Source organism: Pseudomonas sp. LBUM1678 (assembly GCF_059695575.1).
Map to the genome: position 1 here is coordinate 1884525 of NZ_CP166775.1, position 16462 is coordinate 1900986.

The following is a 16462-nucleotide window of genomic DNA, read 5'->3' on the forward strand; positions in this document are numbered from 1 at the left end:
TAGAGGATCTTTGGAAACCGGTGGATCAGCAGGCGACCTGATTCATTGGTGAAACACAGGTTTGCCATGCGCAGGTAAAGTCGCGCAGGCGGCCTTGAGGTTGAAAAGTCTGGCGCCAGATTCGGGCCATACCCAACAAGTCATCTGCGGCGGGGAGGGGAGTGTTCTGTTCTTCTACCAGCAGCCAGGCGATGGCAGTGGCATAACGCAGGTTGACGGTCAATTCCAGGTGCGGCCCGCTGAGAAAGGCATGCTGACTGGCGAGGCCGCGCACAAGGCTCGCGCGCTCCGGGTCCAATGCCAGATAGTGATCCCAGAGAGCCTGGTGGCGGGGTTCGGCAATCCGGTACAGGCCGTGTCCACGGCGGTCATGCAGGGCGGAACCAAGGGCAGACTGGCTGGCGGCGATACCCAGCAGAAGGGATTCGGCAGTTGCGCTATGGCGCCCTAGGTAAATCAATGTCGGACGAATCACATAACGGCACAGTTCGCTGGCAGCGATACCCATAAAGCCCTCGGAACATGAAGTGGGCGGCGATACCTGAAGGAAGCGTTGGCAGCTGGTGAATCGAATCAGGCTCGCCGGAAGCGGAACAAGCCGCTTGAGTTGAAGTGTAGTGTCATATTCGCGCTGTAAAGGACTGTTTTTACAATATTTCCGGCTTCGAGTTATAACCGTTATATCGGTTAGTGCTTAGCAGCAGGCTGCTTGACGGGAAATAACAGGCAATAAAAAGCCCTGCTTTTTGAGCAGGGCTTTTGAGGTTTTCAGTCTTTCTGGCGTATCAGGCAACCAGTGCCTGACGGGTACGCTCGATCACTGCCTGCAGCGGTTCTGCGCTGGAGTATTGATCGGGGTACAGGCGTTCGCTGTGACGAGCGATGCCATGTTCGTTGACCAGAGTGAAGCTGAAGCAGCCTTTGCGAGCGGCCATGATCAGGCAATTCATTGGTGCAAAAGCGTTGGTTAGGGTGCGAATAGCATCCTGGGTGTGGATTTGAGTAGTCATTAAATGGGTGTTCCTACAAGCGACACGGATAAGAGCCGTGCAAAATTAAAACGTTCCAGTGACGACGACCACCATTGGTCGAACGAAGAACCCGACTGGAACAAAGCAGCCAGTTTGAAGCGCTGATAATTGGCGCGCTTGGGCTGGCAGGTAGGTACTTAGGAGGGCAGGCAACACATCAAGGGCAAAGGTTCTGGGCCCGGGGTGAAGATCCTGATCAATTTGCAGGCTGGTTCGGTCAGAGTAAGTGAGCTTCGCAACACCCTTTGCTTTCGATTCAAAGGCTGTGTTGGCGCAAGGTTTACCTGGAAACCATCGAGGTGGTCGATCCCGCTTGTTCGGTGGAGGCTTCCTTTGGGAAGGCTGACCGGGAGGATTTGTTCGACCAGAATTGACTTTCAGCTTGGTACTAACGCCGCGGATACTAACGGATCGAGTCGGCGAAGGGAAGCGCGAAGGCAAAATAATTCTGGAGCCCCGCTATCTCGCTGCGCAATGGACCGATTTCCGACCACTGGTCGTCGGTCCGGCACAAGCCTGGGACAAGGGTTTGCCAAGGTTATCCCCAGAAACGATCTGCAAAACGCTCCGAAAAAGCGCATCGATATAACTGCCACGAAGGTACTTGTGCACATAAGTTGCGCAGACTGTAACCGGACTGTCATCCATGTCTCGACCACAGTGGGTGCCTGTATTGAAAATTTAAGTCAATGAAAAACATCGCTTTTTTTTACTGGTGAAAAAATCGTCAGTTTGACTGCGGGCCCCGTTCCACAGGGCTTTGCGAGAGTTCAAGGGCGGTTGTCCACTGAGTTATCCACAGCTTCTGTGGATTGTCCCGAGCGCTTGCTCTAGGACGGGCGTGCCGGGTTTTTTTAGGCTTTACCTGTAAGAAAAAAAGAGTAGAGTGGCGCGCCTTCCGATCTGCCCCACAGTGCTTTATGAAGTTTCGCTCCGTATCAGTTTCTGCCACCTCCACACCTTCCGGTGTTACCCCTCCCAAACGCCTTTCGATGCGAGTGGCGGAGTGGTTGCTGGACAGCCCGCGCCTGGGTGAAAACACCAACGTCAAACACTTCGCCGGACGTTTGCTCAAACAGCCCGCCCGTGAAGGTGTCGTGGCCGCGCAAAGTCGTCTCGGCCAGCTGATGTGCCGCGAATGCGGCAATGCCCGGGATCGCCGCATAGGCCAGGACCTGCTGCGCCAAGCCGCACGAGCAGGGGATCGCCGCGCGCTACAGGAACTGGGCCTGGTCGAAGACTGAGCTGTCCAAGTTCTGACGCCTTGGTTAACCTTCAAGCTTTATCTCATCGGCAGGAGTCGCTATGGCTATGGACTTGACCAGCATTTTGCTTGGTCTGGCGGGCGCTGCACTGCCATTGCTGGTACTGGCCTGGCAAATCCAGCGTCGTGCGAGCGCGGGCCAAGCCGAGGTGGCCATGCTGGAAGAGCGTCTGGCCATGTCGCAACTGGCGCAGGATGGCTTGAACGCCCAGCTCGAAACCTGTCGCGATGAAATTGGTGATCTGGGCCAGGCCAACGCCGCCAAGCAGGCAGACATGGCGGCTATGCGCCGAGAAATTGAACTGCTGCAGATCGAGCGCGACGACGCCCGCGACGCGTCTCACGCCTGGAACATCGAACGCGCCGGCAAAGAAGCCGAGCTGCGGCGCCTGGACGCCCAGGCGGCCTCGCTCAACGCCGAACTGCGCGAGCAGCAGGACAGCCATCAGCAGCGCCTCAACGACCTGCAAGGCTCGCGAGACGAGCTGCGAGCACAGTTCGCCGAACTGGCGGGCAAGATCTTCGACGAGCGTGAGCAGCGTTTCGCCGAAACCAGCCAGCAGCGTCTGGGCCAGTTGCTCGATCCTTTGAAGGAACGCATCCAGTCTTTCGAAAAACGTGTCGAGGAAAGCTATCAGGCCGAAGCCCGCGAACGGTTTTCCCTGGCCAAAGAGCTGGAACGTCTGCAGCAGCTGAACCTGCGCCTGAGCGACGAAGCCACCAACCTCACCCGTGCGTTGAAAGGGCAGAAAACCCAGGGCAACTGGGGCGAGCTGATTCTTGAGCGCGTGCTTGAACACGCCGGGCTGGAGAAGGGTCGCGAGTACCAGACTCAAGTCACGCTCAAGGGCCCGGACGGTGAGCGTTTCCAGCCGGACGTGATCATTTATCTACCGGGCGACAAGCAGGTGGTGGTCGACTCCAAAGTGAGTCTCACGGCCTATCAGCAGTACGTGGCGGCCGAGGACGATGCCATCGGCCAGATCGCCATCAAGCAGCACGTGCTGTCGCTGCGCAACCACGTCAAAGGCCTGTCGGGCAAGGATTACAAACGACTCGACGGCTTGCACAGCCTGGATTTCGTCTTGCTCTTCGTGCCGATCGAAGCGGCGTTTTCCGCTGCCTTGCAGGCTGAGCCGACACTGTTTCAGGAAGCTTTCGACCGTAATATCGTCATCGTCAGCCCGACCACATTGCTGGCGACCCTGCGAGTCATCGACAGCCTGTGGAAGCAAGAGCGCCAGAGCCAGAACGCCCGGGAAATCGCCGAGCGCGCCGGATGGCTGTACGACAAGTTCGTGTTGTTCATCCAGGACCTGGACGAAGTCGGCAATCGCTTGCAGCAACTGGACAAGGCCTACAGCTCGGCACGCAACAAGCTGACAGAAGGGCGCGGCAACCTGGTCAGTCGCAGTGAGCAGTTGAAGTTGCTGGGTGCGCGAGCCAGCAAGAGCTTGCCGGCTGATCTGTTGGAGCGAGCGATGACTGATGTCGATGGGTTGGCTGAGTTGCCTGAGTAAACCACTCACTTCTGTGGCGAGGGAGCTTGCTCCCGTTGGGCTGCAAAGCAGCCCCAGTGCTGCCACGATGGCTCTCAGGTGGACCGCGCTGCCTGATTGACGACTGCTGCGCAGCCGAGCGGGAGCAAGCTCCCTCGCCACAGGTTTTGGGTGGTCAGAAAGATCGCGCTACAACGGCAAATGCCGACTCAACAACGCCCGCAACGCCGCCGGTTTCACCGGTTTGGCCAGGTACTCCAGGCCCGCCGCATGAACCTGGGCCACCGTTTCCGGCCGGCCATCGGCGCTGATCACCACCCCCGGCACCGGCTCCCCAAGCTGGGTGCGCAGCCAAGCCATCAACTCGGTCCCGGTCTCGCCATGGTCGAGGTGGTAATCCACCAGCGCCAACTGCGGACGTACACCGTCGTTCAGCAGCGCCGCGCATTCATCGCGGTTGCGCGCGGTCCAGACCTGGCAGCCCCAGCGTGTCAGCAGGCTGTTCATGCCGATCAGGATGCTGTCTTCGTTATCGATACACAGCACCTGTGCGCCGCTCAACACATGGCCATTGACCTCGCTGGCCTTGGCCGGAGCGACAGTCTGTGCCCGCGCCAGCGGCACGCTGACACTGAACACGCTGCCACGCCCCGGCCAGGACCGAACGCGCAAGGTGTGACCCAGCACGCGACATAACCCATCAGCAATCGCCAGGCCCAGGCCCAGGCCTTTCTCGGCGCGCGTCTGGTGGCTGTCGAGGCGTTTGAACTCTTCGAAAATCACCTGCTGTTTGTCTTCAGGAATCCCCGGCCCACGGTCCCAGACCTCCAGGCACAATTCACCCTTGCGCCGCCGCACGCCGAGCAGCACCGGCCCCTTGGCGTAGCGGAACGCGTTGGTCAGGAAATTCTGCAAGATTCGGCGCAGCAGTTTGATGTCGCTGTCGATCCGCATCGTGCTGCCCCGAACACGGAATTTCAGCCCTTGCTCCTGAGCCAGTGCCTTGAACTCAGCGCCGAGCGCATCGAACAGTTCGTTAAGCACAAAGGGCTTGGGATCCGGGTTGATCTTGCCGTTTTCCAGGCGGGAAATGTCCAGCAGGTCGCTGATCAGGTCCTCGGCCGAGCGCAGTGAACTGTCCAGGTGATGCACCAGTTTCTGCGCCTCGCTGGACAGGCCATCGTCTTTATGGGAAAGGGCGGCGGAGAACAGGCGTGCGGCATTCAGCGGTTGCATCAAGTCATGGCTGACCGCTGCCAGAAAGCGGGTTTTCGATTGGTTGGCCGACTCGGCGGTGCCCTTGGCTTCGGTCAGGGCCACGTTGAGTTGTGACAGTTCGTGGGTCCGTGCGGTAACCCGCTGCTCCAGGCCTTCGTTGGCTTCGGTCAGCGCCTGCTCGGCTTCGCGGAACGCGGTGATGTCGGTGAAACTCATGACGAAACCGCCGCCGGGCATCGGGTTGCCGATCAGCTCGATCACACGCCCGTTGGGGAAAAGCCGCTCAGAGGTGTGGGCGCGCCCCTGTCGCATCCAGTGCAGACGGCGGGCGACGTGCACTTCGGCCTCGCCGGGGCCGCACAGTCCGCGCTCGGCGTTGTAGCGAATGATGTCGGCAATCGGTCGGCCAAGCCTGATCAGCCCGTCCGGGTAATTGAACAGCTCCAGATAACGCCGGTTCCAGGCCACCAGTTTCAGCGATTGGTCGACCACGCTGATGCCCTGGGTGATGTTTTCAATAGCGCCTTGCAACAAGGCGCGGTTGAACTGCAGCACTTCCGAGGCTTCGTCGGCGATGCGGACTACATCCTCCAGTTGCATTTCCCGACCTTCGATGGCGGCTTTTACCACCGCGCGCGTCGAAGAAGCGCCGAGTACACCGGCCAGCAAACGTTCGGTATGGGCGATCCATTCGCCGTCGGCGTTCTGGTTCGGGTTGAAACCTTTGCCTTGGCGGTAGGCAAAACGGATGAAGCTCTGCCGCGCCCGTTCTTCACCGACGAAACGGGCGGCCAGTTGCAGCAAATCGTCGATCTGCACTGCCAGCATCGAACGGGCGCTGGGGCGAGCACTGATTTCCTGACCGATGAAACGACCGGCCTGCCAGTGCTCCGACACCCGCGTGCGTGACAGCACCGACACCCAGGCGAACAGCGTGAAGTTGGCTGCAAGCGACAACATCACGCCTTGTGTCAGCGGGGTGAGCGGCAGGTCCAGTGGGTTGCTGTGCAACCACGCCAGCCCAGGGAAACTGCTCAAGGACAAACCGAGGCCGTGGGCCGCAATTGGCAGAACCAGGGTGTAGAACCAGAGGAATGTCCCGGCGGCGAGACCGGCGAAAACACCCCGGCGGTTGGCCTGCTTCCAGTACAGCGCGCCGAGCATGGCCGGGGCCAGTTGGGTCACGGCGGCGAAGGCGATCTGGCCGATGGTCGCCAGGCTCGCGGTGGAGCCGAGCAAGCGATAACTGACGTAAGCCAGCAACAAAATCACCACGATGCTGACCCGGCGCACCGACAGCATCCACTGGCGGAACACTTCGAACGGCCGCTCAGCGTTGTTTCGGCGCAGCAACCACGGCAGCAACATATCGTTGGAGACCATGGTCGACAGTGCCACGCTGGCGACGATCACCATGCCGGTCGCCGCCGAGGCGCCACCGATAAACGCCAGCATCGCCAGGGCCGGGTGGGCTTGGGCCAGGGGCAGGCTGATGACGAAAGAGTCCGGCAGTACAGAGCTGGGCAGCAGCATCTGGCCGGCGAGGGCGATCGGTACGACAAACAATGCCGCCAGCGCCAGGTAAGCAGGGAACACCCATTTCGCCAGGCGCAAATCCTGCGGATCAATGTTTTCCACCACCGTCACATGGAACTGCCGGGGCAGGCAGATGATTGCCATCATCGCCACGCCGGTCTGCACCACCATCGACGGCCAGTTGATGGTTTCCTTCCAGTACTCCTCCAGGCGCGGGGCGAGCTTGGCCTGGTCGAACAGGTCTTCAAATCCGTCGTAGAGGCCGTAGGTCACGAACGCGCCGACCGCGAGAAATGCGAACAGCTTGACCAGCGATTCGAAGGCAATCGCCAGCACCATGCCGCGGTGGTGCTCCGTGGCGTCGAGGTTGCGGGTACCGAAGACAATGGTGAACAGCGCCAACACCAGCGACACGATCAGCGCCGTGTCCTGGGCACGGGTGCCCATGGCGTCGGCACCGGCGCCGATCAGCAGGTTTACCCCGAGGACGATGCCCTTGAGTTGCAGCGCGATGTAGGGCAACACGCCCACCAGGCAGATCAGCGCCACCACCACTGCCAGCGACTGGGATTTGCCGTAGCGGGCGGCGATGAAGTCGGCGATGGAGGTGATGTTCTCCTGCTTGCTAATCATCACCATTTTTTGCAGGACCCACGGCGCGCAGACCAGCAGCAGGATCGGCCCGAGGTAGATCGGCAGGAAAGACCAGAGTTGCTCGGCGGCCTGGCCCACGGCGCCAAAAAAGGTCCAGCTGGTGCAGTAGACCGCCAGCGACAGACTGTACACCCACGCGCGCACTCGCGGCGGCAACGGCGTGCTGCGCCGGTCGCCGTAAAAGGCGATGGCGAACATGATGGCCATATAGGCCAGGGCGACGGCGGCGATCAGCCCGCTGGACAGCGACATGGGAACTCCCGACAAAAGACACCCGGGACTCCCGCCCGGTCAGACAGTCTCGCACGATGGCAGGGGTTAGTCAGTGTCGACCAAGGTCGTGGCGTGGTGGGGTGTCGCAGGGTGCTAATCAGTCAGATCCGGGTTGTCATTGCGGGCCTCATCGCGAGCAGGCTCACTCCCACAAAGGATCTATGTTGGTCACAAATTATGTGTCCACTGAAGATCAACTGTGGGAGCGAGCCTGCTCGCGATGGCAGCCTTACTGACTCAACGCAATTTCAATCAGCCGATGCAACTCCTCAACCTCCAACGGCGCCGCCGAAAACAGGATACGAAACACCGTCGGTGCCGCCACCAGATTGATCAATCGATCGACGCTCGGTTTCGGCTGATCCGGGTACCGATCCAGAATCGCCTGCAATTGCCCGCCAATGATCGTCGCGCAATAAACCGGTGTGGCGCTGCATTGCACGTCGCGCAGCATGTTCCGGCCGGGCTCGGAACTCATCTCGTCCAGATACTGCTCCGCCCACGCCCGCACATCACCGCCCAAGCTACCGGTGTTGGCCGGTTCGCTTTCCGGGCGCAGGCGGGCGAGGGCGACGTCGGCCAGCAGCGTCGACAAATCACCCCAGCGCCGATAGATGGTCGACGGCGTCACCCCCGCGCGCGCAGCGATTTGCGGCACGGTCACGGTCGAGCGGTCCTGCTCTTCGAGCAGATCGCGGACAGCCGAATGAATCGACTCTTGCACCCGGGCGCTTCGACCGCCGGGGCGTAAACCTTCTTTAATAGCCATACGGCGGACCTTAACACAAAGAATTTGCTTTAAGCGCTGGCCAGTAGCACACTCCGCAAAAGCAATAAATTAGCTTTTGCGGAGTGTGTGCATGTCCAGCTCAATATCAAACCGTTCCAGCCTGTGGTTTCTGGCGATCACTTTACTGAGTTTTCTCGCTGCTTCCACCGCGCCGACGCCTCTGTACCACTTGTATCAGGAACACCTGCAATTCTCGGCAGCGACCCTGACCCTGATTTTCGGCGTGTACGCCATCAGCCTGCTCGCGGCGCTGCTCACGGTCGGTTCACTCTCGGATTACCTGGGACGCAAACCGGTGATCTTCACCGCTGTGATGCTCAACATGCTGGCCATGCTGCTGTTTATCAATGCCGACAGTGTCGCGTGGTTGATCAGCGCCCGGGTGCTTCAGGGCTTTGCTACCGGGATGGCCACGGCGGCGTTGGGTGCCGCGCTGCTGGACACTGATCGCCAGCAAGGGCCGCTGGTCAATAGCGTTGCGCCGCTGCTCGGCATGGCGGTTGGCGCCATGGGGTGCGGCTTGTTGGCCGAGTTCGCGCCGCTGCCGCTGCAATTGACCTTTTGGGTGCTGCTCGCGCTGTTCGGGTGGCAGGCGCTGTACATCTGGCGTCTGCCGGAAAGCGTCAGTCCCCAACGTGGCGCGTTGGCTTCGCTGCGTCCGACCCTGCATGTGCCCATCCAGGCGCGGCGTGCGATGTGGCTGGTGCTGCCGATCAACACCGCCGCGTGGGCGCTCGGCGGTTTCTACGCTTCACTCGCTCCGTCCCTTGTGCGTACGGCCACCGGATCAACGTCGAATCTGATTGGCGGTGCGACGGTGGCGGTACTGACTGTCACCGGCGCGTTGATGATCTACACCTTGCGCAGTCGCCCAGCCGACAAAGTCTTGCTGGTCGGCGCGAGCATTCTGCCCGTGGGTGTGGCGCTGATTTTACTGGCGGTCCACAGCGCCAGCCTGCCGCTGTTCTTCATCGGCACGCTGGTCGCCGGATGCGGTTTCGGCGCCAGTTTCCTCGGTTCGTTGCGCAGTGTGGTGCCGATGGCTCTGCCTCACGAACGGGCCGGGTTGATGTCGGCGTTTTATGTGCTCAGTTATCTGGCGTTCTGCCTGCCGTCGTTGCTGGCAGGGAACCTGACGCGAGCCTTTGGCCTGGTGGCCACGACCGATGGGTATGGCACGGTGCTGATTGTCCTGTCGGTCGGCGCTCTGCTCGCGCTGATGCGTCAGCACCCTGTCAAAGTCTCTGGCGTCGATGTTCGATGACCGCTAGCCTTGGCACCGCCACTCCTTTCGACGGACCGCCCCATGAAGATTATCCGCAGCAAATCCTTCACCGCTGACCGTGCCTGGGGCGCCCTGGATATCGCCAATATGAACGGTATCACCACCCGTTTGCACTGGACCGACCAGCCGTATAAATGGCACGTCAACGATGGGCAGGAAGTGTTCGTCGTGCTCGATGGCCAGGTGCAGATGCGCTACCGCGAAGAGGGCGTCGAGAAGGAAGCGCTGCTGGACGTCGGCGATATTTTTTATGCGTCTGTCGGCACCGAGCACGTCGCCCATCCGCTAGGGGCGGCGAGGATCCTGGTGATTGAGACAGAAGGCAGCGTCTGACGCTATATCTGCAAAACAGATAACAGTTAGAGATATTACCCGTTATATAGATATTCGATTCGGATCTACCATGAATTCCACCTCACAAGAGGAAGAGGAATTCACCATGCCATGCCCCAACACCACCCCCGGTTTCAAACCGCTCAGCCATTTGCAGCACCCGCTTGAGGCCATTCGCCAATTCACGCCCAACTGGTTCGCCGCGACCATGGGGACTGGCGTGCTGGCCTTGGCGCTGGCGCAATTGCCCGTTGCCATACCCGGTCTGCATGCGGTTGCCGAAGGGCTCTGGCTGCTCAATATCTGCCTGTTTGCATTGTTTACCGCAGCGTACGCGGCACGCTGGGTGCTGTTCTTTGATGAGGCACGACGGATTTTCGGCCACTCCACGGTCTCGATGTTTTTCGGCACCATCCCCATGGGGTTGGTGACCATCATCAACGGCTTCCTGGTGTTCGGCTTGCCGCGTTGGGGCGACAGCGTGATTCATGTCGCCGAAGTGCTGTGGTGGCTCGATGTGGCCATGTCTGTGGCCTGCGGCGTGCTGATTCCCTACATGATGTTCACCCGTCAGGAACACAGCATCGACCAGATGACAGCGGTGTGGCTGCTGCCTGTGGTCGCAGCGGAAGTGGCCGCCGCCAGCGGTGGTTTGCTGGCGCCGCACCTGGCCGATGCCCATTCGCAACTGGTGGTGCTGACGACCAGCTACGTGCTTTGGGCCTTTTCCCTGCCGGTGGCGTTCAGCATTCTGACGATTCTGTTGTTGCGCATGGCGCTGCATAAACTGCCTCACGAAAACATGGCCGCCTCCAGCTGGCTGGCGCTGGGGCCGATCGGCACCGGGGCCTTGGGCATGTTGCTGCTGGGCGCCGACGCACCGGCCATCTTCGCGGCCAACGGTCTGCCGGGTATCGGTGAAATTGCTGAAGGGCTGGGACTGGTGGCAGGGATCACGCTGTGGGGCTTCGGCTTCTGGTGGATGCTGATGGCGGTGCTGATCACCGTGCGTTACCTGCGCGACGGTATCCCATTCAACCTGGGCTGGTGGGGTTTCACCTTCCCGCTGGGCGTCTATTCTCTGACGACGTTGAAACTGGGCAGCACCTTGAACCTGGCGTTTTTCAGTGTCTTTGGCTGCGTGCTGGTGGCGATGCTAGCGGTGATGTGGCTGATCGTCTCCATACGTACGGTGCAGGGCGCGTGGCGGGGCGAGTTGTTTGTCTCGCCGTGCATTGCAGGATTAAACAAATAACCTGCAAAGTTTAGGTAATGTGTGGCCTGGATCGACGTTAGACATTCCAATAAAAATCGCCAAGCCACTCTTTACCCAACATCAGGGACACATGGAAGATGAGCCACCCCTCACAGTTCACCTTGCTTCGCACCCGGCGCTTCCTGCCGTTCTTCGTCACGCAATCCCTCGGGGCGTTCAACGACAACATCTTCAAGCAGTCGTTGATCCTCGCCATTCTGTACAAGCTGACCATCGAGGGTGACCGTTCGATCTGGGTCAACCTGTGTGCGCTGCTGTTTATCCTGCCGTTCTTTCTGTTCTCGGCACTGGCCGGCCAGTTCGGGGAAAAGTTCGCCAAGGACGCGCTGATTCGGCTGATCAAGCTCGGGGAAATCGCCATCATGGCGGTCGGCGCGGTCGGTTTCCTGTTCGATCACCTGTCACTGATGCTCGTGGCGCTGTTCACCATGGGCACCCACTCGGCGCTGTTCGGGCCGGTGAAATACTCGATCCTGCCCCAGGCCCTGCGTGAAGAAGAGCTGGTGGGCGGCAACGGGCTGGTGGAAATGGGCACGTTTCTGGCGATCCTCGCGGGGACCATCGGCGCCGGGATCATGATGTCGTCCAGTCATTACGCGCCCATCGTTTCCACTGCGATCATCGGTATCGCCGTGCTCGGCTACCTGGCCAGCCGCAGCATTCCCCGGGCGGCGGCCTCATCGCCGAACATGCGCCTGAACTGGAACATCTTCAGCCAATCCTGGGCCACCTTGAAACTGGGCCTGGGGCAAACGCCTGCGGTGTCGCGTTCCATCGTCGGCAACTCGTGGTTCTGGTTTGTCGGGGCGATTTATCTGACGCAGATCCCGGCCTATGCCAAGGAATGGATGCACGGTGACGAGACCGTGGTGACGCTGATTCTGACGGTGTTCTCGGTGGGTATCGCGCTGGGCTCGATGCTCTGCGAGAAACTCTCCGGACGCAAAGTCGAGATCGGCCTGGTGCCGTTCGGTTCGTTCGGATTGACGGTGTTTGGCTTGCTGCTGTGGTGGCATTCCGGCGGTATTCCAGACAGCGTTGACGGTCATGGCTGGATCGAATTCCTTGGGTTTGGCCACACCTGGCTGGTGCTGATAGATATTCTCGGCCTGGGGATTTTCGGTGGTTTCTACATTGTGCCGCTGTACGCGTTGATTCAGTCGCGCACCCCGGAGAACGAGCGGGCGCGGGTGATTGCCGCCAACAACATTCTCAATGCGCTGTTTATGGTGGTGTCAGCGATTGTCTCGATCGTTCTGCTGAGCATGGTCAAGCTGTCGATCCCGCAGCTGTTTCTGGTGGTGTCGCTGCTGAACATCGGCGTCAACGCCTACATCTTCAGCATCGTCCCCGAGTTCACCATGCGCTTCATGATCTGGCTGCTCAGCCATTCCATGTACCGCGTGGAGCATCGCAACCTCGATTTGATCCCGGATGAAGGCGCGGCATTGCTGGTCTGCAATCACGTGTCGTTTGTCGACGCGTTGCTGATTGGCGGTGCAGTGCGTCGGCCGATTCGCTTTGTCATGTACTACAAGATCTACAACCTGCCCGTGCTGAACTTTATCTTCCGCACGGCGGGGACGATTCCGATTGCAGGGCGCCAGGAAGACATTCAAATCTACGAAAAGGCTTTCACGCGGATTGCTCAATACCTGAAGGACGGTGAGCTGGTGTGCATCTTCCCCGAAGGCAAGTTGACTGCTGACGGGGAGATGAGCGAGTTCAAGGGCGGGCTGGTGCGGATTCTCGAAGAGACACCGGTGCCGGTGATTCCGCTGGCGTTGCAAGGGTTGTGGGGGAGTTTCTTCAGCCGCGATCCGGGCAAGGGTTTGTTTCGTCGGTTGTGGTCGCGGGTGACGTTGGTGGCGGGGCCGGCGGTGGCGGTTGAGGTGGCGGAGCCCCTGAAGTTGCAGCAATTGGTAGGAGATTTGCGCGGGGCCGTCAGGTAGTCGGTGACTGTAAGGGCCTCTTCGCGGGCAAGCCTCGCTCCTACAGGGTTAACAGTTCCCTGTAGGAGCGAGGCTTGCCCGCGAAGGCGATCTAAAGGTCAGGCGCTAACCTTGAGCCCAACCAGCCCGGCAATAATCAGCGCCACACTGGCCAGCCTGAACAGCGCCATGGACTCGCCAAACAGAATGATCCCGGCGATCACCGTGCCCACGGCACCCACGCCCGTCCAGATCGCATAGGCCGTGCCCAGCGGCAATTCCTTCATGGCAAGGCCCAGCAAGCCAAGGCTGATCGCCATGGCGGCAACGGTCAATGCGGTCGGGAGAGGGCGGCTGAACCCGTCGGTGTATTTCAGGCCGACGGCCCAGCCGACTTCGAACAGGCCGGCGAAAAACAGAATGATCCAGGACATGAGAGACCTCCATCGATTGACGGGGTCGTCCCCAGATTAATGACTCGATCGAGCCGCGAGGTCGTCCTCGCGTTGCGCAATAGAGTGCCCATCATTAACCCAAGGATCAAGTTTTCGGATTACTCGGCCGCTTGCTGGGCCGCGATTTCCCTGTCTTGTTTCTCGCTCATGCGACGGAAATACGTCGAGAGCAACGCCCCCGAAATGTTGTGCCAGACGCTGAACAGCGCGCTAGGCACCGCCGCCAATGGCGAGAAGTGCGCACTGGCCAGCGCGGCACCCAACCCCGAGTTCTGCATGCCGACTTCCAGTGCAAGGGATTTGCGCTGGGCCAGTGGCAACTTGAACAGGCGCCCGGTGAAGTAACCCAGCAGATAACCGAAGCTGTTGTGCAGCATCACCACGGCCATGATCAGCAGGCCGGACTCGGCGATCTTCGCCTGGCTGGCGGCCACCACGGCGGTGACGATGATCACGATGCTCACCACGGAAATCAGCGGCAGCACCTCCACCGCATGACGCACTCGGCTGCCGAGCAAGCGCTGGGCAACCACACCCAACACGATCGGCAACAGCACCACTTGCAGGATCGACCAGAACAGCTCCATGAAGGACACCGGCAGCCACGCCGAAGCCAGCAGCCAGATCAGCGCCGGTGTCAGCAGCGGAGCGAGGAGGGTAGTGACAGCGGCGATGGCCACTGACAGCGCCAGGTCGCCGCGTGCCAGCCAGGTCATCACGTTCGACGAGGTGCCGCTTGGGCAGCAACCGACCAGAATCACGCCGACGGCGATTTCCGGTGGCAGGTGAAACGCCTGGCAGAGCAACCACGCCACGCCGGGCATGATCACGAAATGTGCAACCACGCCCAGCGCCACGCGCCACGGATGGCGAGCGACTTCGGCGAAGTCTTCGAGTTTGAGGGTCAGGCCCATGCCGAACATCACCAGGCCCAGCAGCGGCACGATCGCGCCTTTCAGGCCGATGAACCACGTCGGCTGCAGGAACGCCACGACCGCGAAGATCAGTACCCAGTAAGCGAAGGTGTTGCCGACAAAACGACTCAATGCAGCGAGGGCGCGCATGGCCTGATCCTTATTATTCAGTAAGCACCACAAAACAAATGTGGGAGTGAGCCTGCTCGCGATGAGGGACTGACATTCAACATTGATGTTGACTGACACTCCGCCATCGCGAGCAGGCTCGCTCCCACAGTAGTAATCAACAGCCTTTTAGATCCCTTGCGGAAGCTCTTCACCGCCCAGCGCTTCAACCAGCCCCGGCAGGAAATCGCCGAAGGTCAGCATCATCAGGGTGAAGCTGGCGTCCAGCTGGCCGAGGGCTTCTTCGCCACCGTCCTGTTCTGCCTGGTCTTGCAGCAGGTCTTCGAACTTCAGGCGCTTGACCACCATCTTGTCGTCGAGGACGAAAGACAGCTTGTCTTGCCAGGCCAGCGACAGCTGAGTCACCACTTTGCCGGTACTCAAGTGCAGCTGAATCTCTTCGCTGGTCAGGTCCTGGCGCTTGCAACGCACGATGCCGCCGTCTTCGTGGGTGTCGCGCAGTTCGCACTCGTCCAGCACAAAGAAGTCGTCCGCGGCTTTCTGGGTGGTGACCCATTCAGTCATGGTCGCTGTCGGCGACATTTTAACGGTCAGTGGACGTACCGGCAGGGTGCCGATCACTTCACGCAAGGTGGACAGCAGGTCTTCGGCACGTTTCGGGCTGGCCGAGTTGACCAGGATCAGGCCCTGTTTCGGCGCAATAGCGGCGAAGGTCGACGAACGACGGATAAAGGCACGCGGCAGGAACGCCTGGATGATTTCATCCTTGATCTGGTCGCGTTCCTTTTTGTAGACCTTGCGCATTTGTTCGGCTTCGATCTCTTCGACCTTTTCCTTCACGGCGTCACGCACGACGCTGCCCGGCAAGATGCGCTCTTCCTTGCGCGCGGAGATCAGCAGGAAGTCGCCGCTGACGTGCACCAGGGGTGCATCTTCGCCTTTGCCGAAGGGCGCGACGAAACCGTAGGTGGTCAACTCCTGGCTTGCACATGGACGCGCCAGTTTGGTGGCCAGTGCAGTTTCCAACGCCTCGGCATCAAAAGGCAGATCTTGGGTCAGGCGATAGATAAGCAGGTTTTTGAACCACATGGGGCGAGTCTCTCCTTTATACAAAGGGGGGCATTATTCTCTTAGCGAAGCCATAGGCCAACCCTTCTCTAAGCCTTTGGAAGGCCTGCAAAAATTATTTAAAAAAGTGCTTGCCAGAGGTGGGGTCGCTCCGTAGAATGCGCGCCACACCGAAAGTGAAGGGTGATTAGCTCAGCTGGGAGAGCGTCTGCCTTACAAGCAGAATGTCGGCGGTTCGATCCCGTCATCACCCACCATTCGCTTTAGTGTTACGCGCAGCGGTAGTTCAGTCGGTTAGAATACCGGCCTGTCACGCCGGGGGTCGCGGGTTCGAGTCCCGTCCGCTGCGCCATATTCGGTAACCTGGAACGCTGAACGCCAGGTCACCACGGAAAAGCCCGCTAACGCGGGTTTTTTTCTGCCCAAAGTTTGTACGTTGTTCCTGCAGGTCGTGTCGTTTTACCGGTTTTCAGATTTATTTGAAAAATTATTCAATTAAATCAACACGTTATGAAAATCTGTGGCACAATGCGCCCCGCAACGAAGGTAAAGGGTGATTAGCTCAGCTGGGAGAGCGTCTGCCTTACAAGCAGAATGTCGGCGGTTCGATCCCGTCATCACCCACCACTTACTTTCAACGCTACGCGCAGCGGTAGTTCAGTCGGTTAGAATACCGGCCTGTCACGCCGGGGGTCGCGGGTTCGAGTCCCGTCCGCTGCGCCATATTCGGTAACCTGGAACGCTGAACGCCAGGTCACCACGGAAAAAGCCCGCTTAATGCGGGCTTTTTGCTGTCCGGGATTTGG

General features: G+C 59.8%; 13 protein-coding genes and 4 tRNA genes. 10 read left to right on the forward strand and 7 right to left on the reverse strand.

All coding sequences use genetic code 11. The annotated features are described in order from the left end of the window. Positions 1–25: 25 nt before the first annotated feature. The gene (locus tag ACA070_RS08550; protein ID WP_095060879.1) at positions 26–508 is read right to left on the reverse strand and encodes a hypothetical protein; all 483 of its coding nucleotides are present in this window, start codon (positions 506–508) and stop codon (positions 26–28) included. A 277-nt stretch (positions 509–785) separates the two neighbouring features. After that, positions 786–1010 carry a hypothetical protein gene (locus tag ACA070_RS08555; protein WP_008031832.1) on the reverse strand — a complete coding sequence of 75 codons (225 nt, stop codon included), beginning with the start codon at positions 1008–1010 and terminating at the stop codon, positions 786–788. A 941-nt stretch (positions 1011–1951) separates the two neighbouring features. Here ACA070_RS08555 and ACA070_RS08560 point away from each other — a divergent pair. Both ACA070_RS08560 and ACA070_RS08565 read left to right on the forward strand, forming a co-directional pair. Beyond that, positions 1952–2275 carry a sel1 repeat family protein gene (locus ACA070_RS08560; protein WP_497450784.1) on the forward strand — a complete coding sequence of 108 codons (324 nt, stop codon included), beginning with the start codon at positions 1952–1954 and terminating at the stop codon, positions 2273–2275. 175 nt (positions 2276–2450) lie between these two features. Beyond that, complete coding sequence (locus ACA070_RS08565) at positions 2451–3815, forward strand: DNA recombination protein RmuC (protein ID WP_462029915.1); 1365 nt, start codon at positions 2451–2453, stop codon at positions 3813–3815. Positions 3816–3983: 168 nt separating this feature from the next. Here the strand turns inward: ACA070_RS08565 and ACA070_RS08570 are convergent, their stop codons facing one another. Both ACA070_RS08570 and ACA070_RS08575 read right to left on the reverse strand, forming a co-directional pair. After that, entirely contained in the window at positions 3984–7454 is a 3471-nt protein-coding gene (locus ACA070_RS08570) for a hybrid sensor histidine kinase/response regulator (protein WP_497450785.1), read from the reverse strand. 250 nt (positions 7455–7704) lie between these two features. After that, positions 7705–8244, reverse strand: coding sequence for a TetR/AcrR family transcriptional regulator (locus ACA070_RS08575; protein ID WP_497450786.1), 540 nt, complete (start codon positions 8242–8244; stop codon positions 7705–7707). 91 nt (positions 8245–8335) lie between these two features. Between ACA070_RS08575 and ACA070_RS08580 the strand changes: the two genes are divergently transcribed. The 4 genes from ACA070_RS08580 to ACA070_RS08595 all read left to right on the forward strand — a co-directional run bounded on the left by ACA070_RS08580 (position 8336) and on the right by ACA070_RS08595 (position 13111). After that, complete coding sequence (locus tag ACA070_RS08580) at positions 8336–9529, forward strand: MFS transporter (RefSeq protein WP_497450787.1); 1194 nt, start codon at positions 8336–8338, stop codon at positions 9527–9529. Positions 9530–9571: 42 nt separating this feature from the next. Next, positions 9572–9883: a cupin domain-containing protein gene (locus ACA070_RS08585; protein WP_461980341.1), complete on the forward strand. Its 312-nt coding sequence runs from the start codon at positions 9572–9574 to the stop codon at positions 9881–9883. A 106-nt stretch (positions 9884–9989) separates the two neighbouring features. Continuing rightward, positions 9990–11138 carry a TDT family transporter gene (locus ACA070_RS08590; protein WP_497451927.1) on the forward strand — a complete coding sequence of 383 codons (1149 nt, stop codon included), beginning with the start codon at positions 9990–9992 and terminating at the stop codon, positions 11136–11138. A 98-nt stretch (positions 11139–11236) separates the two neighbouring features. Beyond that, on the forward strand, positions 11237–13111 hold the full coding sequence (locus ACA070_RS08595; RefSeq protein ID WP_497450788.1) for an MFS transporter: 1875 nt from the start codon (positions 11237–11239) through the stop codon (positions 13109–13111). A gap of 98 nt (positions 13112–13209) precedes the next feature. On the opposite strand, the gene sugE is transcribed toward ACA070_RS08595, so the two are convergent. The 3 genes from sugE to rdgC form a co-directional block, all read right to left on the reverse strand. Next, positions 13210–13524: a quaternary ammonium compound efflux SMR transporter SugE gene (gene sugE / locus ACA070_RS08600; protein WP_027922462.1), complete on the reverse strand. Its 315-nt coding sequence runs from the start codon at positions 13522–13524 to the stop codon at positions 13210–13212. 119 nt (positions 13525–13643) lie between these two features. After that, positions 13644–14609 (reverse strand): bile acid:sodium symporter family protein, encoded by a 966-nt coding sequence (locus ACA070_RS08605; protein ID WP_497450789.1) that lies wholly within the window; start codon positions 14607–14609, stop codon positions 13644–13646. Between the two features lie 147 nt (positions 14610–14756). Continuing rightward, on the reverse strand, positions 14757–15677 hold the full coding sequence (gene rdgC, locus ACA070_RS08610) for a recombination-associated protein RdgC (protein WP_131062175.1): 921 nt from the start codon (positions 15675–15677) through the stop codon (positions 14757–14759). A gap of 160 nt (positions 15678–15837) precedes the next feature. Between rdgC and ACA070_RS08615 the strand changes: the two genes are divergently transcribed. The 4 genes from ACA070_RS08615 (at position 15838) to ACA070_RS08630 (ending at position 16379) form a co-directional block, all read left to right on the forward strand. Continuing rightward, positions 15838–15913 (forward strand) — tRNA-Val (locus ACA070_RS08615). Between the two features lie 18 nt (positions 15914–15931). Then, positions 15932–16008, forward strand: a tRNA-Asp gene (locus tag ACA070_RS08620). Positions 16009–16207: 199 nt separating this feature from the next. Continuing rightward, positions 16208–16283 (forward strand) — tRNA-Val (locus tag ACA070_RS08625). Positions 16284–16302: 19 nt separating this feature from the next. Beyond that, positions 16303–16379 (forward strand) — tRNA-Asp (locus tag ACA070_RS08630). Positions 16380–16462 lie beyond the last annotated feature (83 nt).